The 20269-nt window shown below is 63.7% G+C and carries 20 protein-coding genes; 9 read left to right on the top strand and 11 right to left on the bottom strand.

All coding sequences use genetic code 11. The features are described 5' to 3' along the window. Positions 1-95 precede the first annotated feature (95 nt). The 3 genes from DNK59_RS30100 to DNK59_RS30110 all read left to right on the top strand — a co-directional run bounded on the left by DNK59_RS30100 (position 96) and on the right by DNK59_RS30110 (position 2017). Positions 96-1334, top strand: a complete 1239-nt coding sequence (locus DNK59_RS30100; protein WP_110725656.1) for an MFS transporter — start codon at positions 96-98, stop codon at positions 1332-1334. Between the two features lie 98 nt (positions 1335-1432). Further along, the gene (locus tag DNK59_RS30105; protein WP_016966171.1) at positions 1433-1711 is read left to right on the top strand and encodes a type II toxin-antitoxin system RelE/ParE family toxin; all 279 of its coding nucleotides are present in this window, start codon (positions 1433-1435) and stop codon (positions 1709-1711) included. A gap of 15 nt (positions 1712-1726) precedes the next feature. Further along, the gene (locus tag DNK59_RS30110) at positions 1727-2017 is read left to right on the top strand and encodes a HigA family addiction module antitoxin (protein ID WP_016966170.1); all 291 of its coding nucleotides are present in this window, start codon (positions 1727-1729) and stop codon (positions 2015-2017) included. A gap of 3 nt (positions 2018-2020) precedes the next feature. Here the strand turns inward: DNK59_RS30110 and DNK59_RS30115 are convergent, their stop codons facing one another. Together DNK59_RS30115 and DNK59_RS30120 are read right to left on the bottom strand one after the other, a co-directional pair. Then, on the bottom strand, positions 2021-2572 hold the full coding sequence (locus DNK59_RS30115) for a DJ-1 family glyoxalase III (RefSeq protein ID WP_110725657.1): 552 nt from the start codon (positions 2570-2572) through the stop codon (positions 2021-2023). Positions 2573-2634: 62 nt separating this feature from the next. Next, on the bottom strand, positions 2635-3084 hold the full coding sequence (locus DNK59_RS30120) for a DUF4879 domain-containing protein (protein WP_110725658.1): 450 nt from the start codon (positions 3082-3084) through the stop codon (positions 2635-2637). Positions 3085-3291: 207 nt separating this feature from the next. On the opposite strand from DNK59_RS30120, the gene DNK59_RS30125 reads away from it, so the two are divergent. Together DNK59_RS30125 and trmA are read left to right on the top strand one after the other, a co-directional pair. Continuing rightward, the gene (locus DNK59_RS30125) at positions 3292-4584 is read left to right on the top strand and encodes an NCS2 family permease (RefSeq protein WP_092309829.1); all 1293 of its coding nucleotides are present in this window, start codon (positions 3292-3294) and stop codon (positions 4582-4584) included. After that, positions 4581-5660 (top strand): tRNA (uridine(54)-C5)-methyltransferase TrmA, encoded by a 1080-nt coding sequence (gene trmA, locus DNK59_RS30130; protein WP_110725659.1) that lies wholly within the window; start codon positions 4581-4583, stop codon positions 5658-5660. The genes DNK59_RS30125 and trmA overlap by 4 nt, the downstream gene beginning before the upstream one ends. A gap of 227 nt (positions 5661-5887) precedes the next feature. Here the strand turns inward: trmA and DNK59_RS30135 are convergent, their stop codons facing one another. From DNK59_RS30135 to DNK59_RS30160, 6 genes are all read right to left on the bottom strand, one after another. Next, the gene (locus tag DNK59_RS30135; protein ID WP_110725660.1) at positions 5888-6505 is read right to left on the bottom strand and encodes a heme acquisition protein HasA; all 618 of its coding nucleotides are present in this window, start codon (positions 6503-6505) and stop codon (positions 5888-5890) included. An 82-nt stretch (positions 6506-6587) separates the two neighbouring features. Then, the gene (locus DNK59_RS30140; protein ID WP_110725661.1) at positions 6588-9293 is read right to left on the bottom strand and encodes a TonB-dependent receptor; all 2706 of its coding nucleotides are present in this window, start codon (positions 9291-9293) and stop codon (positions 6588-6590) included. A 127-nt stretch (positions 9294-9420) separates the two neighbouring features. Further along, positions 9421-10434, bottom strand: a complete 1014-nt coding sequence (locus DNK59_RS30145) for a FecR family protein (RefSeq protein WP_110725662.1) — start codon at positions 10432-10434, stop codon at positions 9421-9423. Between the two features lie 63 nt (positions 10435-10497). Then, positions 10498-11019, bottom strand: coding sequence for an RNA polymerase sigma factor (locus tag DNK59_RS30150; protein ID WP_110725663.1), 522 nt, complete (start codon positions 11017-11019; stop codon positions 10498-10500). A 103-nt stretch (positions 11020-11122) separates the two neighbouring features. Beyond that, complete coding sequence (locus DNK59_RS30155; RefSeq protein ID WP_110725664.1) at positions 11123-11569, bottom strand: DUF2442 domain-containing protein; 447 nt, start codon at positions 11567-11569, stop codon at positions 11123-11125. Then, positions 11566-11988: a DUF4160 domain-containing protein gene (locus DNK59_RS30160; protein ID WP_110725665.1), complete on the bottom strand. Its 423-nt coding sequence runs from the start codon at positions 11986-11988 to the stop codon at positions 11566-11568. The genes DNK59_RS30155 and DNK59_RS30160 overlap by 4 nt, the downstream gene beginning before the upstream one ends. A 341-nt stretch (positions 11989-12329) precedes the next feature. Between DNK59_RS30160 and aroQ the strand changes: the two genes are divergently transcribed. Next, on the top strand, positions 12330-12779 hold the full coding sequence (aroQ, locus tag DNK59_RS30165; protein ID WP_110725666.1) for a type II 3-dehydroquinate dehydratase: 450 nt from the start codon (positions 12330-12332) through the stop codon (positions 12777-12779). Continuing rightward, a complete protein-coding gene (locus tag DNK59_RS30170) occupies positions 12776-13630 on the top strand; it encodes a shikimate dehydrogenase (RefSeq protein ID WP_110725667.1) in 855 nt (284 codons plus the stop codon). The genes aroQ and DNK59_RS30170 overlap by 4 nt, the downstream gene beginning before the upstream one ends. A 48-nt stretch (positions 13631-13678) precedes the next feature. Here DNK59_RS30170 and DNK59_RS30175 read toward each other — a convergent pair whose 3' ends face one another. The 3 genes from DNK59_RS30175 to quiC form a co-directional block, all read right to left on the bottom strand. Continuing rightward, positions 13679-13903 carry a hypothetical protein gene (locus DNK59_RS30175; RefSeq protein WP_110725668.1) on the bottom strand — a complete coding sequence of 75 codons (225 nt, stop codon included), beginning with the start codon at positions 13901-13903 and terminating at the stop codon, positions 13679-13681. Between the two features lie 99 nt (positions 13904-14002). Further along, on the bottom strand, positions 14003-14680 hold the full coding sequence (locus DNK59_RS30180; RefSeq protein ID WP_092309798.1) for a TetR/AcrR family transcriptional regulator: 678 nt from the start codon (positions 14678-14680) through the stop codon (positions 14003-14005). Positions 14681-14784: 104 nt separating this feature from the next. Further along, positions 14785-16695 carry a 3-dehydroshikimate dehydratase QuiC gene (gene quiC, locus DNK59_RS30185; RefSeq protein WP_110725669.1) on the bottom strand — a complete coding sequence of 637 codons (1911 nt, stop codon included), beginning with the start codon at positions 16693-16695 and terminating at the stop codon, positions 14785-14787. A gap of 528 nt (positions 16696-17223) precedes the next feature. On the opposite strand from quiC, the gene DNK59_RS30190 reads away from it, so the two are divergent. Both DNK59_RS30190 and DNK59_RS30195 read left to right on the top strand, forming a co-directional pair. Then, positions 17224-18558, top strand: coding sequence for an MFS transporter (locus tag DNK59_RS30190; protein ID WP_110725670.1), 1335 nt, complete (start codon positions 17224-17226; stop codon positions 18556-18558). Positions 18559-18646: 88 nt separating this feature from the next. Beyond that, positions 18647-20269 carry a methyl-accepting chemotaxis protein gene (locus DNK59_RS30195; RefSeq protein WP_110725671.1) on the top strand — a complete coding sequence of 541 codons (1623 nt, stop codon included), beginning with the start codon at positions 18647-18649 and terminating at the stop codon, positions 20267-20269.

Consider the following 20269-nt stretch of genomic DNA (forward strand, 5'->3'; position numbering starts at 1 on the left):
ATAGATGCGTGGCTAACGATTTTCCCGCTCCCCGCAACTATTGGTTACACCTTGGTGATAACCTCGTCGCACTCCCCGCGCAGATTGACCACCCGATGCCCAGCCAAGCCCCCCAGCTGCTCCGCTACCATCGTCCATTCATCGCCTTCTGGCTGGCCCGGATCTTCACCGCCAGCGGTTTCCAGATGCTCACCGTGGCCATCGGCTGGAACCTCTACCAACTGACCGGCAATGTGCTCGACCTGGGGTTGGTGGGGCTGGTGGAGTTCGCCCCCCGCGTGCTGTTCATGCTGCACACCGGGCATGTGGCCGACCGCTATGACCGGCGCCGGGTGGCGGCTATCTGCCAGTCTTTGCAAGCCTTGATCGCCCTGGCCCTGGCCATCGGCAGCCTGACCGACAGCGTGACCCGGGAAATGATCTTCATCCTGGCCTTCCTCCTCGGCGGCGCCCGTTCCTTCGAGATGCCCACCACCCAGGCCCTGCTGCCGAGCATCGTGCCCACGGGGCTGTTTCCCCGGGCCGTGGCCGCGGCGCAATCGGCGCAGCAGTCGGCAACCATCGTCGCCCCGGCCCTGGGCGGGTTGCTGTATGCCTTCGGCAGCATCTGGGTCTACGGCCCCACCGTGATCCTGTACCTGATCGCCTGCCTGTTGATGCTCAACCTGCCGGCCCGGCAGACGCCGCTGAACAAGGGCAAGGCCACCCTCGATTCGCTGCTGGCGGGCATCCGCTTCATCCGCAGCCGCCCGGACATCCTCGGCGCCATCTCCCTGGACCTGTTCGCGGTCCTGCTGGGCGGCGCCACCGCGCTGCTGCCGGTGTTTGCCAAGGACATCCTGCTCACAGGCCCCTGGGGCCTGGGGCTTCTGCGTTCGGCGCCGGCCGTGGGGGCCTTGCTGATGTCGCTGTGGCTGGCGCGTTTCAGCGTCGAGCGCAAGGTCGGGCGGGTGATGTTCACCGCGGTCGGGGTGTTTGGCGTGGCCACCATCGCCTTCGGACTCTCGACCTCGTTCTGGTTTTCCCTGGCGGTGCTGGTGGTGCTGGGGGCGGCGGACATGATCAGCATGGTGATCCGCGCGTCATTCGTGCAGTTGGAAACCCCGGACGCAATGCGCGGCCGGGTCAGTGCGGTGAACGGCCTGTTCATCGGCGCTTCGAACCAGCTGGGGGAATTTGAATCCGGGCTGACCGCCCACTGGTTCGGCACCGTGCCGGCGGTGGTCCTGGGCGGGGTCGGCACGCTGCTGGTGACCGGGGTCTGGATCAAGCTGTTCCCGACCCTGGCCAAGCGTGATCGGATGATCGAGCGGGTGGATGAGGCCAAGGTGTGAAACCTCAGGCGGTTTACCCCTGTAACAGCTTGTTGATCATTCTCTGCAATACAAAACCGCTACGAAGAGTGTAAGGTATCGCCTTACACTCGTTCCCCATGATCAAGTCCTTTCAGCACAAAGGCCTGCGCGCCTTCTATGAAACCGGATCGACTCGTGGAATACGGGCTGAGCATGCACGCCGGCTGGCCCGCCAGCTGTCGTTCATGGATCACGCCAGCGAACCGGCAGACCTCAACCTGCCGGGTTGGCGGCTGCACCCACTCAAGGGCGACCTGCACGGCTATTGGTCCTTGGTAGTGTCCGGCAACTGGCGAGTGATCTTTCGTTTCGTAGGTTCGGATATCGAACTGGTCGATTATCTGGACTACCACTGAACAGGAGGCAGAATCATGCCCATCCACAACCCGCCCCATCCCGGTGACACCCTGCGCCTGGATGTCTTGCCTGAGTTGGGCATCAGCGTGACGGAGCTGGCCCGGCATATCGGTTATGCCCGTCCGCATCTGTCCAAGGTGTTGAACGGCCATGCACCAATCCGCGCGGAACTGGCGGTTCGCCTGGAACGTGCCGGAATCGGCAAGGCCAAGGTCTGGCTCGCGGTGCAGGCCGACTACGACATCTGGCACACCGAACAGGAGTTGCAACCGGTGATCGAGCCCATCGCGGCTCATGTCGGCTGAGCCCTAAACCAGCAACTCCGCTGCCACCTGAGCGCGCTTGCCGCGGCCGCACAGCGCCTCCACCAGGGCCAGGGCAAACGCCAGGGCCGCGCCGGAGCCCTGGGCGGTAATGCAGTTGCCATCCACCACCACCGGCTGGTCGACAAAGCTGCAGCCCAGCAACTGATGGCTGGCGCTGGGCAGGCAGGTCATGCGCCGCTGGCGCAGCACTCCATACGCCTGCAAGGCCAAGGCCGGTGCTTCGGCGATGCCGGCGAAGAGCCTGCCGGCTGCTGCCTGATCCTTGACCAGTTGCATCAGGGGTTGATGGCCCGCCAAATGCTGGGCACCTACCGCGCCGCCGGGCAAGACGATCAGGTCGAAGCGCTGGGCCAGTACATCCACCAGCATGGCGTCGGCGGTCAGCCGGGTGCCCCGGGCGCAGGTGAGCATGCGCCGGTTTTCGACGCTGGCCGCCAGCACTTCGACTTCGGCGCGACGCAGTACATCGATCAGGGTCACGCTTTGCAGATCATCGATGCCTTCGGCAAGGGTGACCAAGGCTCTGAAGGTCATGGGGATGACTCCACAAGGAACGTCTTCAGAGCTTAGTCAGCTTTGCCCCCAGTCGTTCGCCGCTACCTGATGTAGATCTGCGCACTCAGGGTATTGCCCGGCGCATTGATCGAGGTGTTGCTGAAGCTGAAGGTGCCTTCCTGCTTGCCCGCCAGATCGAACACATAGATGTAGCCCACGGTAATCCCCGAGTTGCCGCAGGGCACATAGGCGGAGCCGTCTTCGCACACGGCCGAGCGGGTGCCGTCGACCTCGAAACCGTCCAGGTTCACATGGGGCTCGCGGCCGTAGCCGATCTCCAACACATAGACCTTGATGTTCGGCCCGTTGTGATCGCACTCGGTGCGTTCACGGCCGTCGGAAACATCCTCCAGGCCGCAAGACGGCGACAGCACCTTGAGAATCTCCACCCGGCTCAGCGGCGGTGCCGAGCGCGCCATGGCCGGGGCCGCCAGCCAGCAGGCTGTCGCGCCGAGCAATGCCAGGGCCGTCATTTTCACTGTGCTGCGCATAAATCCTCCCTTGAAAGCAGGGCGCAGTATGCGCTACTTGCCAGCGGGGCAAAACATCGCCGACGATCGCAGCCATTGGCCCACGCTGCTGGTATGATGCGCGGCTTTTTCCGACCCAGAGCAAATCCTCAGGCACCTCATAAAGTCTGTGCTTTGCTGTTGGAGTCGATACATTCACGGCGCCCGGCGGCGCCACGGGGAGCAGACATGCTGGAAAGGCTGTTTCAACTCAAGGCACACAACACCAACGTGCGCACCGAGATTCTTGCGGGCGTCACCACCTTCCTGGCCATGGCCTACATCCTTTTCGTCAACCCGAGCATCCTCGGCGAAACGGGCATGGACAAGGGCGCGGTGTTCGTTGCCACCTGCCTGGCGGCGGCCATCGGCTCCACCGTCATGGGCCTGATCGCCAACTACCCGATCGCCCTGGCACCGGGCATGGGCCTCAACGCCTTCTTCACCTACACCGTGGTCCTGCACATGGGCCACACCTGGCAAGTGGCGCTGGGTGCGGTGTTCATTTCGGCGGTGCTGTTCTTCCTGTTGTCGATCTTCCGCATCCGCGAATGGATCATCAACAGCATCCCCCTGCCCCTGCGCTCGGCGATTGCCGCCGGTATCGGCCTGTTCCTGGCGCTGATCGCCCTGCATAACGCCGAGATCGTGATTGGCAACAAGTCGACCCTGGTGGGCCTGGGCGACCTGAGCAAACCGGCCCCGATCCTCGCGGCCCTGGGCTTTGCCCTGATCGTCGCCCTGGAAGCCCTGAAAGTGCGCGGCGCCGTGCTGATTGGCATCCTCGCGGTGACCATCGTCTCCATTCTTCTGGGCGTCACCCCGTTCGGCGGCGTGACTTCGATGCCACCGTCCCTGGCCCCGACCTTCCTGCAGCTGGACATCAAGGGCGCCCTGGACATCGGCCTGATCAGCGTGATCTTCGCCTTCCTGTTCGTTGATCTGTTCGACAACTCCGGCACCTTGATCGGTGTCGCCAAGCGCGCCGGCCTGATGGGCAAGGACGGCCACATGCCGAAAATGGGCCGGGCGCTGATCGCCGACAGCACCGCGGCCATGGCCGGTTCCCTGCTGGGCACCTCCACCACCACCAGCTACATCGAATCCGCCGCGGGTGTGAGCGCCGGCGGCCGCACCGGCCTGACCGCCATCGTGGTGGCGATCATGTTCCTGCTGGCGCTGTTCTTCTCGCCATTGGCGGCCAGCGTGCCCGCCTTCGCCACCGCGCCAGCCCTGCTGTTCGTGGCCGTGCTGATGACCTCGGGCCTGGCGGAAATCGACTGGGAAGACATCACCGTCGCCGCTCCCGTGGTGATCACCGCCCTTGCCATGCCTTTCACTTACTCCATCGCCAACGGCATTGCCTTCGGCTTTATCGCCTGGACCGTGATCAAACTGCTGTCGGGCCGCGCCCGTGAGCTGAACGCGCCCCTGGTGATTCTGTCGATCCTGTTCGTGATCAAGCTGGGTTACCCCGCATGACTTTTGATGCCGCAAGCTACACCAGCCAGTTGAACGACAAGGTCGCGCGCTTGCGCGACCTGCTGGCCCCCTTCGATGCCCCCGAGCCTCAGGTCTTCGACTCGCCTTTGCAGAACTTCCGCCTGCGCGCCGAATTCCGCCTGTGGCGCGAAGCCGGTGAACGGCACTACGCGATGTTCTCCCAGGACGACAATCGCACGCCGATCCTGATCGAGGAATTCCCCATCGCCAGCCAGCGCATCAACCAGTTGATGCCCCGACTCAAGGCCGCCTGGCAAGCCAGCGCGCCCCTGAGCCACAAGCTGTTCCAGGTGGAATTCCTCACCACCCTGGCCGGCGACGCGATGATCACCCTGTGCTACCACCGTCCGCTGGACGAACACTGGCACAAGGCGGCGAGCCAATTGGCCGCCGACCTCAACGTCAGCGTGATCGGCCGCTCCAAGGGCAAGCGCGAAGTCATCGGCCAGGACTACGTGGTGGAACAACTCGAAGTCGGCGGTCGCACCTTCAGCTATCGCCAACCGGAAGGTGCCTTCACCCAGCCCAACGGCACGGTGAACCAGAAGATGCTCAACTGGGCCTATGAAGCCCTGGGCGAGCGCCAGGACGACCTGCTGGAACTGTACTGCGGCAACGGCAACTTCACCCTGCCCCTGGCCACCCGGGTGCGCAAGGTGCTGGCCACCGAGATCAGCAAGACCTCAGTGAATGCCGCCTTGAGCAACCTCAGCGAAAACGCTGTGGATAACGTCACCCTGGTGCGTCTGTCCGCCGAAGAACTGACAGAGGCCCTGAACGAAGTTCGACCGTTCCGCCGTCTGCAGGGCGTGGATCTGAAGAGCTACGAATTCGGCAGCGTGTTCGTCGACCCGCCTCGGGCCGGCATGGACCCGGACACCTGCGAACTGACCCGGCGCTTCGACAACATCCTGTACATCTCCTGCAACCCGGAGACCCTGGCGGCCAACATCGCCCAGTTGCACGACAGCCACCGCATCACCCGCTGCGCGCTGTTCGACCAGTTCCCCTGGACCCACCACATGGAATCCGGGGTGCTGCTGACCCGCCGCTGATCCAGCCCGCTGCCGCCAACAGCCGTCCTCGTGACGGCTGTTGGCATTCCAATGCCCGCCCTGTTGGAGCCGGCTCGCCGGCGAAGAAGCCCTTGAGAACTACGCCAATCCGGCCGGCGCCTTCGCTGGCAAGCCAGCTGCTACAAGGCCAGGCCTGACGCGACCCAGAATTGGCCACCGCCCTGGATTTCTAAAATTCGGGCGACGCGGGCGAGTCAAGCCGCCACTCAGGCAACCATGGCCCAGTCCAGGCCCGCGTCCTGCATGCCCACCAGGCCGATATCGGCCGCGGCTGCGGCAGCCGGGGTGACGTGGGCCACGCCGGCGGCGGCCAGGTCGTCGAAGGTCGAGTTCAGCGACAGGCCGGGGTCGATCGCCTTGAGCAAGGCGTCGATCTCGCCGGCCAGGGCCGAGCTGTCACCGCTCATCAGGCCGAAGACCACCTTGTGCACGTCGCCTGCACGCCCTTCTTCCTTCAGGCTGTCGAGGCCCAGGTTGCTGAAGCTGACCTCCTGGCTGACCAGGTGATAGTTGCTGCCCGAGCCACCGGCGAGGGTGTCGCCCAGGGAGATGCTGTCCACCGAGCCCCACAAGGTGTGGCTCGGGTTGCTGAACAGAGTGTAGTGCAGGTTGCCATCGGCGACGAAGGCGGCGTCGCTGGCGCTGCTCTTGATGGCGTACTGGGTGCCGTCGAACGGGCCCGGGTTGAAGCCGCCAGTGTTGGTGCCATCGACCACTTCGCCGGGACGGTGGTTGACGTCACCGAAGTAGGCCGACCAGTCAGTCAGGTATTGCGCAACAGTATTACCGCCGTAGGTAGCGCTGTAAGAGATCGAAATGCTCATGCAAAACTCCAGTACATAGGTGGGTCATGGCCGCAGCACGCCAGTGCCCGCTGCGGTTTTGCCCATCAACGGGCAAAAGCGCTCAGAACTGATATTCCACGGTGCCCTGCAGGGTCCGGCCGCGGCCGAGGGTGAAGGCCAGCACATCGCCAAGAGGCACCAGGTAGGCGCGGTCGGTGACGTTTTCCATGGCCAGGCGCAGGGTTAATTCGTCAGTGGCCCGGTAGCTGCCATACAGGTCGTAGACGGTGTAGGGCTTCCAGTCGGCCGGGTAGACGCCGGTCTGGCTCACGGTGCCGGTGGCGGAACCGGCAATCGAGTAACCGGCGCTGTAGCGGGCCCGGGCGCCGATATCCAGCTTACGTTCGAAAAAGCGCGCGCCCAGGGTCAGGGTGCCGCGGTCCATGGGCATGTGCTCGGCCGAGCCGAGGATCGCGGCATTGCAGCGGCTGGCGTTATTGGCGGCTTCATCGGGACGCATGCCAGTGACGATCGCACCACGCCCGGTTCCGCTCTTCACCGGCTGGGTCACGCCGCCCAGCCAGGCAATCTTCGTGCAGAAATCGTTGTCGCCGATCATGTGGGTGTAGTTCAGCTGGCCGTAGGCGCGGCCGGCGTCATAGTCCAGCTGGTACTCCACGCCCTTGAAGCGGGTACTGCCAAGGTCGTTGACGTAAGCGCTGTTGCCGATGCCGGGGGAACCGTAGCCGGGGGGCTGCACGCCCATGGCCATGTAGATGAAGTCGTCGACCCGAGTATCGAAGTAAGCCACCTTGAGGCCCAGGCGATCATCGTTGAACCAGAGGTTTTCCTTGAAGAGGTTGACCCCCGCTTCCCAGGTGGTGGAGCGCTCCGGCTTGAGAAACGGGTTGGGGAAGGTGCTCTCCGCGCCACCGCCGTGGGGCCGGCCGGTGATCATGGTCTCGGTCACCGCCGGTGGCCGCCAGCCCTTGCCATAACTGGCGAACAGTTGCAGCCACTCGACACCGGGCTTCACCGACAAGCCGAAGGTCGGCGAGAAGCGTCCTTGCTGATTGTCGATGTCATAGGCCACCGGCACCGAGACCTGCTGCGGCGTCTTGCCGATCACGAAAGTGCGGGTGTTGATCCCGGTTTCGCCGCGCAGGCGGTAGCGGTCATAGCGCAGCCCGGCATTGAGGTTCAGCCAGCCGTCGTAGTCGAAATCCAGCCGCGTGAACAGGCTGCCCAGGGCCCGATCGCCCTCGGGGGTCATGCTCGCTGCAGGCGAGGCGCTGACCGCCGACCCCTTGGGCACCGGCTGGCTGGAGTCGGGGCGGACCTTGTCATAGAAGAACTCCAGCCCATAGTTGGCCTTAAGCGTGGACAGCTCGCCCAGGGCAAAGGTCGACGTGTTCTGCGCCTGCGCGCCATAGGTGTCGGTCTGGTAGGTGATCGAATAGCCGGGGCTGCTGCGGCGGATCAGGGTGCTCTGGTCGTTGCTGGTGTCGACGTAGTAGAGCTTGGCCTTGAAATCGATCAGCGGGTTGTCCGGTGTGTAGCTGTAGTCGAGGCCGACGTTCTGCGAATGCACCTTGCTGCTGCCGAGCTTTTCCCAGAGCTGATCCTGGTTCTCGGTGTTCATCATGTTGGCGTCGTCGTAGGCCACCTCGGTGGTCAGGTAGCTCAGTTGCAGGCGCTGGTCCTGGGGCAGGTTGAGCCCCAGCTTGGCCAGGCGCGAGCGCATCAGCGAAGCGGAATAGGCCACCTTGGAATGCTTCACCCGCTCATTGATCGCCGGGTCCATCCAGGCGCCGGTGCGCAATTCGCCGATGCTGCCACGGGTTCCCGGCTGGTAGTCGCCCAGGTGCCGTTCACTGGCGGCCAGCAGCATGTCCCAGGCTTGGGTGCCGATGGCGAAGGCGGAACTGCCGATGAAGTGAGTGCCGTTGCTGCGGCCGCCGAGGCCGCTGGTCAGGCGGATCCGGCCACCGATCTCCTGGTCGGGCTTGAGCAGGTCACGGGCCTCAAGGGTGCGAAAGTTGGCGATCCCACCGATCACCCCGGCGCCGCCCATGGTCGAGGTGGCGCCCTTCTCCACCACCACTTCGGAGAGCAGTTCGGGGTCGACATAGAGAGTGCCGTTGCGCTGCTGGTGGCCACTTTGCTGATAGTTCTGGCGCATACCGTCCACCGACATGTTGACCCGGCCGTAGTCCTGAAGGCCGCGGATGTTCACCGACAAGCCGGGGTCCTGCTGGCTGACCGCCGAGTACACGCCAGAGGTTTCCTCCAGCATTTCGGCGGCATGTCGCGGTGGATTGCGCTCAAGCTGCTCGCGGCCGACCACGCTCACCGAGCGCGGCGCGTTGTATACCCAGTCGTTCTGGCGGCCTTCGAGGTCGGCGGAAATCGTGGTGGGGGCCAGGGCCAGGGCGCCATCGTGCGCAGTTTGCACTCGGCTCAGGGTGACCTGGCGCTCGCTGGTAAAGCGGTACTCCACCGGCGTACCGCCCAACAAGCGGGCCAGCCCGTCCTCGACGCCGTAGCGCCCCTTGAGCGGCGAACTGTGCAAGCCATGCAGGCGCAGGCTGTCGAACAGCACTTGCACCCCGGCCTGCTCGGCAAACAGCAGCACGGCACCGCCGAGGGCCTGGGCGGGAATATCGAAATCCAGCTCGCGTGACTGCTGGGCATTCTGCGGGGCAGTGCCGACCGGCTCCGCCGCGTGCAATAAACCACCTCCCGCCAACAGCCCTGCTACGCCCAGATGAATGGCCAGGGCCAAACGACCTGCGGCGTGAACCCCAGTGCGACTGCCTACCCTCATGTCCCTGTATTCCTGCGTCGGCCACTTTTATGCGAATGCATCTCAGTTAGCTAGACGTGCCAGGCAGGAAAACTCAGTAAGGATTTTTCCAATTATTTTTCAGGAATGGGGAAGAGGCCCGCGGGCCTCAGTAAATCAGGCTGACGCCGGCCAGGTCGAAACGTTGCACCTGGAGTTCCTGGGTCAGGGTGACCAGGGCCGCGTCGAGCATGTCCAGGCGGAAGACACCGCTGACCTGCCGCTGGGCCAGGGCACTGCTGGCCAGCACCACGCGCCCGGGGCGATAGCGATTGAGGCGCTCCACCACCACGCCCAGGGGCTGGCGGTCGAACACCAGCACACCGCGCCGCCAACTGGTAGCCCGTTGCAGGTCGAGCCCGTCGAGGGCGACCACGCCCGACTGCGGGTCATAACGCACGCTCTGCCCTTGCTGCACAACCAGCTCGCCAGTGCCAACCTGTGCCGGGGCCTCCAGGCTCACCGCGACACTGTGCTGCAACACCCCGACCCAGGCTTGCTGGTCACTCTCCCGGCCGACCACGAAACGGGTGCCCAGGGCCCGGGCCTGGCCACCGGCGCTGCGCACGATGAAGGGACGCTTTTCCTCGCCGGCCATGGGCGCCACGTCAAACACCGCAGAGCCGGCCAGCAGCTCGATCTGGCGTTTTTCCTCGCTGAAATCCAGGTGAATGGCACTCTCCGAATCCAGCTCCACCGTGCTGCCATCGGCCAGTTGCACGCTGCGCACCTGGCCTTTTGCAGTCAGGTAGTCGGCTTGCAGGTACAGCAGCGCCTGCGGCCCTTGCAGCCAGCCCAGGGCGAGCGCCAGCACCAGCATCACAGCACTGGCAACTCGTGGAAGCAGACGGCGGCGGCGCAGTCGAGGCGACACCGTTGCCGGCCTTCCCGCCTGACGCCGTGGCGGCGCCGTGCCAGCCAGATCCGAGTCCAGGCGCAGCTCTGCGAGGGCATCCCAGGTCTGCCGGGCAAACGCCAGGGCCTCGGGGTGACGCCGGTCGGCAGCCTGCCACTGGGCAAGCTGCGCCTGCTCGACGGCGCTCAGCCCTCCCGCTTGCAAACGCACCGCCCAGTCGGCGGCGGCCTCGTTGATATTGCGCTCTTGCGGACCCTGGCTATTCACGTGTGAATCTCGATTTCTCGCTATATAGAAGCAGTGACGTCTGACCCCGACCGTTACCGTAACTCACGGGTCGACCGGCCGACCGTCGGTAGCCCGCAAGCGCTGCATCACATAGGCCAGTGCCCGGGCCAGGTGCTTTTGCACCGAACTGTCGGAGATGTTCAGGTGCCGGGCCACCTCGGCGTGGGTCATGCCTTCGATGCGGTTCAGGCGAAAGATTTCCCGGGTCCGCGGGGGCAACTCGGTAATCGCCTGTTTCAGCGCCTCGCGCTGTTGCCGGGCCATCGCCTGAGCCTCCAGTCCGGCCGCCTCATCCTCGATGTCGGCCAGCACTTCGTGGGGTACGGTCTGAGTCTTGCGCCGCGCTTCCTGACGTACATGGTCGATCAGCAGGTTGTTCGCCGTGCGGTAGAGATAGCCCTGGGAATTGTCGATGCGCTCGCCGCGCCGATGCTCGGCCAATCGCAGGAAGCTCTCCTGCACCAGATCAGCGGCCAACTGCGGGTCCCGTACCTTGCGCGCCAGATAGCCGCGCAAGGCAGCGGCATGCTTGAGAAACAGTCCCTTGAGATCCATGTCCGACAAACCAACTCCCTGGCACATGAAGGAAAGTGCCGGGCATCTTACGACTAGTCGAGAATTACTTTCAATTGATATCAATATTCATTAGCGTCAGTTCTCCAGCCGCCTAGGCCGGCACTTCGACCTTGCGTGGCCGGCCGCCCTTCTTGCCGTTCAGGCGCGCCGCCCGGGCCTTGGCCGCGCTGCTTTGCCGACCATTGCGGGACGCAACCAACTGGGTTGCCAGCTTCATCAGCGGCTCGCTGGCGGACAGCAGCCCGACAATCGACACCTGCAGATCCACCGCTTCATGGCACACCGCCGTGGCGCAAAAGCCCAGTTGCAGTTGCTGCAATTGGGTGTCGCTCAGCGCCGCCAGCTCCGGATAGTTTTTCACCGGCAAATGAATCGAGCTGCCATCGGCGAAACCCAGGCACAGGCACCCGGCCGCATAGCTCAAGGTACTGACTTGCAAACCCGCGTCATGACGCGCTTCACCGCGCTCGATCGCTTGATCCAGCAGCGCCTGGGTCAAGGGCACGTCGACGAGCACTTCTGCCTTGATGATTTTCATAGTTCGATCTCCACCCCTTGCGCCGCGCCCACCAGGGTCAGGCGAGTCAGGTTTCGTTGTTCCTCGTAGTGCGCCGACTCGATCAGGTACACCCTGCGGCCGGCGCTTGACCGTTCCACCACCGAGTTCGCTTGCCAATCCCACAACTGCTGCTCAAGGCACAGAGTGCGCAGCTTGCTCCACCAGATACGCCGGGCCAGATGCACCCGCGGCTTCAAGGCCTGGCGCAAGCCCTCAAGGATTGCCAGCGCCGGGCGGCGGCCTTGGCGGACAACGTCCCAGAGCTCGACGCCGTTGTGCCAGAAGCTGAAGCGAAAACGCGCGCTCCAACGGCCGCCATCCACATGCACATGGGGTGGGCAATGTTCGTCGCGCAACATCACGACGACTGCATAGCCCTTGTAAACGAACACTTTCATGCTAACCCATCCGTTAGGTTATTGAGCCCAAAGACTCGTGTTTCCATGGTTAATCCGACCACCGGCCTGAAAGGACAGAAGCGGGCTGACCTGTTTGAGGCTAGCCCCGCAGCGGTCCCACAAGGCCTGCAGGCAGCCACGAACTCGTCAGCATTTGTTGCCGGAGAACGCCTTGCCAGGTCCATCGCCATCAACAGCGTGCGATTATCGAACACTTAATCGCCCGAGCCGATCTCACCTCTCGACCATCAATTGACCAAATTAACCAGTTAGTACAATTTACCTCCCCAGCGCCTCGTACCTTCTCCCGGGGCTGACAATAACAACGGAGATCTACCCCCATGCGTCCTATCGTTCTGGTGCTCAACGGCCCGAACCTGAACCTGCTCGGCACCCGAGAACCGGCCACTTACGGCCAAGAAACCCTGGCCGATGTCTCTGCCTTGTGCGGCCGCGCCGCCGAGGAGTTCGGCCTGAGCGTGGAATTTCGCCAGACCAACCACGAAGGCGAATTGCTCGACTGGATCCACGCCGCCCGCGGCCGCTGTGCCGGCATCGTGATCAACCCCGCCGCCTGGACCCACACCTCGGTGGCGATCCGCGATGCGCTGGTCGCCAGCGAGCTGCCGGTGATCGAAGTGCACCTGTCCAACGTCCACGCCCGCGAACCCTTCCGTCATCACTCGTTCGTATCGGGCATCGCCCTGGCGGTGATGTGCGGTTTTGGCAGCCATGGCTATCGCCTAGCCCTGGAACACTTCAGCCTGCGGTTCAAGGAGCAAGCGCTATGACAGGCCATACAGGCGTACTCGCCGGACTGATCGGTGCCGGCATCCAGGCTTCGCGCACCCCGGCCCTGCATGAACATGAAGGTGATGCGCAAAACCTGCGCTACCTGTACCGGCTGATCGACCTGGATCAACTGGGGCTCGACAGCAGCGCCCTGCCCGACCTGCTCCAAGCCGCCGAACGGATGAACTTCACCGGGCTGAACATCACCTTTCCCTGCAAGCAGAGCATCTTGCCGCTGCTGGACGAACTGTCCCCCGAGGCGCGGGGGATCGGCGCGGTTAACACCGTGGTGCTCAAGGACGGCAAGCGGGTTGGCCACAACACCGACTGCCTGGGTTTTGCCGAAGGCTTCCGGCGCGGCCTGCAAGGCGTGGCCAGGCGGCACGTGGTGCAAATGGGAGCCGGCGGCGCCGGTGCCGCAGTGGCCCACGCCCTGCTCAGCGAGGGCGTGGAACAACTGAGCATTTTCGATGTGGAAAGCCCGCGGGCGCAGAGTCTGGCGGACAACCTCAACCAGCACTTCGGTGCCGGCCGGGCCAAGGCCGGCAACGACCTGCCCAGTACCCTGGCCAGCGCCGACGGCCTGGTGAACACCACACCCATGGGCATGGCCAAACTGCCGGGCATGCCAGTGCCGCTGGAGTTGCTGCGGGCGGACCTGTGGGTGGCCGAAATCGTCTACTTCCCGCTGGAAACCGAATTGCTGCGCAACGCCCGTGCCCTGGGTTGCCGGACCCTGGACGGCGGCACCATGGCGGTGTTCCAGGCGGTCAAGGCGTTCGAGCTGTTCAGCGGTCAGAGCGCCGACCCGCAACGGATGCTGGCGCACTTTCAGAGTATGAACGGCTGAAGACGCACCTGTAGCCGCTGCCGCAGGCAGTGGCTACAGGCGCTGCAATTACTCGGGCTTGAGCTGCAGGCGCGAGAGCAGGCCGATCAGCAGCACGTTGAACAGAATCATCAACAGACTGCCGAACAGCCCCACCACATTGATCAGCGAGCTCGGCAGCCAGTCGAATACGCTGAACCCGGTCAGGGACAGCAGGCGCTCGCCGAACCAGAACGAGTCAACGACGATCATCAGGATCAGGATGATTTTCAGCGTGGGAACGGGGTTGCCCATGGTGCCTTCCTTGTCGAGGGGGATGTTGTAGGAGCCTTGGTGGCGACGGCGATCTTACGGGTGCTTTTGCTGGCAAGCCAGCTCCTACGAGCACTGGCGTCAGGCTTGCAGGTAGCGCAGCACCGACTCGCAGATCATGTCCCGGTGCCGTTGCTTGATGGCTTCGTCCGGCAGGTCGATCTGGAAGATCTCGCCAAAGGTATGACGGTTCGACACCCGATAGAAACAGAACGAGCTGATCAGCAAATGCACGTCCAGCGGGTCCAGGCCACTGCGGAACACGCCGTCCTGCACACCACGCTCAAGGATCTCGCCCAGGGCATGGAGAATGGTGTTGTTCATCGCCTTGATCACGCCGGACTGCTTCACGTACTCGGCCTTGTGGATATTTTCGATGCTGACGATACGCACGAAATCGACATTGCGGTCGTGGTGGTCGAAGGTGAACTCCACCAGCCGGCGAATCGCCTCCTGCGGCGCCAGTTCCGCCAGGTGCAGGCGGCTCTCGGTGCTGCGGATATCGCCGTAGAGTTTTTCCAGCACCTCGACGTACAGCTGCTCCTTGCTGCCGAAGTAGTAATAGATCATGCGCTTGGAGGTGTGGATGCGCTCGGCGATCGCATCCACCCGCGCACCGGAAAGCCCTTGCTGGACGAACTCGACAATGGCTTCTTGAAGGATGTTCTCGCGGGTCTTTTCCGGGTTGTTCTTGCGACTCTTGCGCGGTTCGAGGGCAGGCTCATCGGGCGCAATCGAGCGTTCACTGGTCATTGTCATTCTGGGCTCACGGCCATCACTGGACACGCGGGCGATTATGGGCCGCGTCCTGTCGCGAAAGAAAGCACAGAGGCGGTGGATTACCGCCTCCGGTTACCAATGCGCTACAACTTGGCCTGGCGCACCGCGCCGCTGCGGGACTTGGCCATGGCAGCCAGACGCACCGCCACGTTGGCCGCGCCATAGCCGACATAGCCGTTCTTGCGCTGGATGATCTCGAAGAAGAAACGCCCCTCGAAAGGTTCGGTATAGACGTGGAACAGCTCACCGCCCTGGGCATCGCGGTCATACAGGACGTTGTAGTAGGCCAGTTCGCTGAGGAACTCGTCGTCGAAATCAAAACGCGCGGCCAGGTCATCGTAGTAGTTGAGGGGGATATCCAGCAGCGGCACTCCGGCCTCCTTGGCCCGGCTGACCTCGGCGAAGATGTCGTCGCAATCAAAGGCGATGTGATGCACCCCCGAGCCGCGATAACTGGACAGCGCATGGGAGATCGCCGTGTTGCGGTTCTCCGAGATGTTCAGCGGCAGGCGGATCGAGCTGCAGCGGCTGCGCAGGGCCCGGCTTTTCACCAGGCCATAGGGATCGGGCAGCACCACTTCATCATCGGCTGCGAAATCCAGCAGGCTCTTGTAGAACAGCGCCCAACTGTCGAGGCTGTCCGCCGGCAGGGCCATGGCCATGTGGTCGATGCGCTTGAGGCCGCCCTTGGCCACCACGCCGCTGTGCATGTGGAAGTCGGTGTCATACAGGTGCTGGCCGCCCTGCTGCGGATCCACCAGGTAGATCAGGCTGCCATCGGGTTCGCGCACCGCCGCCAGCTCCAGTTCGTTGGGGCCCACCAGCCCGCGATAAGGCTGGCCCTTGTAGGCCACCGCACGCTCCAGGGCCTTGGCACTGTCCTTGACCCGAATGGCCGTGGCACACACTGACGGGCCGTGAGCCTCGAAGAAGCTGTGGGCAAAGGAGTAAGGCTCGGAGTTGAGGATCAGGTTGATATCGCCCTGGCGCATCAGGCTGACACTCTTGGAGCGATGCTGCCCTGCCTTGGCAAAGCCCAGGCGTTCCAGCCAGCCACCCAGCTTGGCCCCCAGGGCCTCGTCCACTGCGAATTCAAGGAACTCGGTGCCGCCATAGGCTTCAACCGCCGGTGGGGCGAAGAGGATGTCCAGGTTGGCCACCGGCTGCGCTTCCTGCAACAGGCGCTCGCGGGTCTTCTCCTCCAGGTACAGCAGGGAACGCAGGCCGTCGGCGGCATTGGCCCGCGGCGGCGCGGCGCGAAAGCCGTCGTTGAAGATCTCCAGGGACAGCGGCCCGGTGTAGCCACTCTTGATGATCGGCGCCAGGAACCCTGGCAGGTCGAACTCGCCCTGGCCCGGGAAGCAGCGAAAATGCCGGCTCCACTCCAGCACATCCATGGCCAGGATCGGCGCGTCGGCCATCTGCACGAAGAAGATCTTGTCCCCGGGAATCTCGGCAATCGCCGCCGGGTCGCCCTTGAGCGACAGGGTGTGGAAGCTGTCCAGCAACACCCCCAGGCTTGGGTGATCGGCGCTGCGCACGATGTCCCAGACCTGTTGATAAGTATTCACGTGACGGCCCCAGGCCAGGGCTTCGTAGCCGATGCGCAAACCACGCACCGCGGCCCGTTCGGCCAACTGGCGCAGATCGTCGATAAGGATCTTGCGATCCCCCAGGCTGTCCACCGAGGTGTTGCTGCATACCAGCACCAGGTCGGTGCCCAATTCCTGCATCAGGTCGAATTTGCGCTCGGCACGCTCCAGGTTGCGCGCCAGGCGATCACGGCGGCAGCCCTCGAAATCGCGGAACGGCTGGAACAGGGTGATGGCAATCCCCAGGTCGGCGCACATCTGCCTGATTTCCCGGGGGCTGCCGTCGTAGTAGAGAAGGTCGTTCTCGAAAATCTCCACCCCATCGAACCCGGCGGCGGCAATGGCTTCGAGTTTTTCCGGCAGGGTGCCGCTCAAGGAAACGGTGGCGATGGAACGCTGCATGATTCAACTCCCGGGAAATGACGGCCGGTGGCGCCCGAGCCTTTTATTCGATGGAGCGGATTATTCCACAGCATGATTTAAAGTGTACGAACCAGTTAGTTTTGTGTTCGATTATCGAACACAATGCCGATTGGCGAATTGACGATTTTTCAGCCACTGCGCACCATCGACAGCACATTGAGCCGCCCCAAGAACCAGCGGCTTCAATCACCCAGACCCAGAACAGACCATAAAAATTTCAAAAATCGGGTACATCCTCATGCTTGCACTCAACGCCCCGCCCTGCTGCTCATCCCTTTGGCTTGCGCCTGGAACGACCTCAACCGGCCCCCTGGATCACGACGCGCTACAGCCCTGAGCTGCGCTCGTCCCGATGACGTTCGTCCGCCTGCTGCAAAGCCGCAACGACGAACCTACCCAGCCGATCAATCACCCAGTCACCGGCGCTCATGCCCTTACTGACGATTGATCACGCGCCTTAGAGTTCCGACGAGCCCAGGCTCGTCAGTCACTGAACGGATGGCTTACATGACTCCTTCTCAAAGCTCTCGTATCGCCCCGAGCCTCAGCGTCGCCGGTGGCATCGGCGACAAGATCCGCGGCGCCATGGCGGTTGGCAAAACCCGCTGGGGCATGCTCGCCCTGGTGTTCTTCGCCACCACCCTGAACTACATCGATCGCGCCGCCCTGGGCGTGATGCAGCCGATCCTGGCCAAGGAAATGAACTGGACGGCGATGGACTACGCCAACATCAACTTCTGGTTCCAGGTCGGCTACGCCGTGGGCTTCGTGCTCCAGGGCCGGCTGATCGACCGGGTCGGGGTGAAACGGGTGTTCTTCTGCGCCGTGCTGCTCTGGAGCCTGGCCACCGGTGCCCACGGCCTGGCCACTTCGGCGGTGGGCTTCATGGTCTGCCGGTTCATTCTCGGACTCACCGAGGCCGCCAACTACCCGGCCTGCGTGAAGACCACGCGCCTGTGGTTCCCGGCTGGCGAACGTGCGGTGGCCACCGGCATCTTCAACGCCGGGACCAACGTCGGGGCGATGTTCACGCCCATGCTGCTGCCGTTGATCCTCCACGCCTGGGGCTGGCAAGCGGCGTTCCTGTGCATGGCCGCACTGGGCGGCGTGTGGCTGCTGTTCTGGGGCCTGAAGTACTTCAACCCGGAAGACCACCCTAGCGTCAAGGCCTCGGAGCTGGCCTACATCCAGCAGCAAGCGGAACCCGAACAAACCCGCGTGCCTTTCAGCCGCATCCTGCGCATGCGCGGCACCTGGGCCTTCGCCCTGGCCTACTCGTTGACCGCGCCGGTGTTCTGGTTCTACCTGTACTGGCTGCCGCCGTTCCTCAACCAGCAGTACAACCTGGGGATCAACGTCACCCAGATGGGCATCCCGCTGATCATCATCTACCTGACTGCCGACTTCGGCAGCGTCGGTGGCGGCATCCTCTCCTCGTTCCTGATCGGGCGCGGCATGAACCCGATCAAGGCGCGGCTGCTGTCAATGTTCCTGTTCGCCTGCTGCATCATCGGCGTGATCATGGCGGCCGGCACGGCCAGCCTGTGGCTCGCGGTGTTCGCCATCTCCCTGGGGATCGGCGCCCACCAGGCCTGGACCGCCAACATCTGGAGCCTGGTGATGGATTACACGCCCAAGCACATGATGAGCACCGTGTTCGGCTTTGGCGGCATGTGCGCGGCCATCGGCGGCATGTTCATGACCCAGATCGTCGGCCACATCCTCACCGCTACCAATAACAACTACACCCTGTTGTTCACCCTGATCCCGGCCATGTACTTCATTGCCCTGACCTGGATGTACTTCATGGCCCCGCGCAAGATTCCCCACGTAGAAGACTGATGCTCCCCTCGCGCAGGTCCGGTTCCGGGCCTGCGCTTTTTTTATCTGTTCCCCCTTCCCCCTTTTTTCCACACTCGGAGAACGTCCCATGACGCTGGGTAACCTGAGCATCGCCAAACGCGCCGTGATCAGCTTCGGCGTGATTGCCCTGCTGGTCCTGCTGCAGGGGCTGTTCGCCCTCAAGCAAGTGGCCGAAGTCCGCGCCACCGGCCAGCACACCGAAAACATTTCCCTGCCCAGCACCCGCTACCTGGGAGAAGTGCGCGACTACGTACTGAGCATCCGCGTGCTGAGCCTGCGCATGGCCCTCAATCGCGAACCCAAGGTGCTGGACAGCACCATTGCCCGCCTGCATCAGGTTCAAGCCTGGCTCGACCAGGCCCTGGCCAGGTTCGCGCCGCTGGTGGGCGATCACAACCGGGTGCAATACGAGACCTTCCTCGCCACGGTCAAAAGCTACCAACAGGCCCTGGCCCAGTACGAAGCCCTGTCCCAGGACAATCGCAGCAGCGAGATGACGGCGCTGCTCAACGGCAAGATCCAGGAGTACTCGACCCAGACCGGCGATCAGTTCGCCGAACTGATGAACCTGACTGCCGAGGAGGTCAGTCAATCGGCCCAGCACGCCGACGCGCTCTACACCCAGGTCAAGGTCACGGTGATCGGCGCCCTGATCGCTGTCGCCCTGCTGACCCTGTGCCTGGCCTGGCTGTTGATTCGCAGCATCGTCGTGCCCATCCGCCAGGCCGTGGGCGTGGCCGAGCAAGTGGCCGCCGGCGATCTCAGCCGACCGATCCACAGCGCGGGCAGCGATGAAACCGCGCGCCTGCTCAAGGCCCTGGCCAGCATGCAGGCCAGCCTGCGTGAAACCCTGCAACTGATCAGCAGCACTTCGACCCAACTGGCCGGCGCCGCGCAGCAGATGAGCCAGAGCACCCATCAGGACTCCAGCCGCCTGCAGCAGCAACACAACGAAATCGAGCAAGCCGCCACCGCCGTCAACGAGATGACCGTGGCCGTCGAGGAAGTGGCGCGCAACGCGGTGTCTACCTCCGACACCACCCGCCAGTCCACCGCCCAGGCCACCCAGGGGCAGACCCGGGTGATCCAGACCCTGGACTCGATCCAGGCCATGAGCAGCGACACCGGCACCGCCCTGCAGCAAGTGCAGACCCTGGCCGAGCAATCACGGGAGATCGGCAAAGTGCTGGACGTGATCCGCGCCATCGCCGAACAGACCAACCTGCTGGCCCTGAACGCCGCCATCGAGGCCGCGCGGGCTGGGGAAGCCGGCCGCGGCTTTGCCGTAGTGGCAGATGAAGTGCGGGCCCTGGCCCATCGCACCCAGCAGTCGACCCAGGAAATCGAACAGATGATTGGCCGGGTCCAGGGCGACACCGACTGCGTGGTGCAGTCCATGCACGGCAACAGTCAGCGGGTGGCCCAGACCCTGTCCATCGCCGAACAGGCCGGGCTGGCCCTGGGGGAAATCACCCGGGCCATGGAGCAGATCCACGAGCGCAACCTGGTGATCGCCAGTGCCTCGGAAGAACAGGCCCAGGTGGCCCGTGAAGTGGACCGCAACCTGCTGAACATCCGCAACCTGTCCCTGGAAAGCGCCGACGCCGCCACGCGCACCAACGCCACCAGCCAGGAGCTGTCGCAGCTGGCGGCCGGCCTGCAGAACCTGGTGGTGCGCTTTCGTTTCTGA

The sequence above is a fragment of the Pseudomonas sp. TKO26 genome, assembly GCF_003225665.1.
In the GTDB taxonomy this organism is placed as follows: domain Bacteria; phylum Pseudomonadota; class Gammaproteobacteria; order Pseudomonadales; family Pseudomonadaceae; genus Aquipseudomonas; species Aquipseudomonas saponiphila.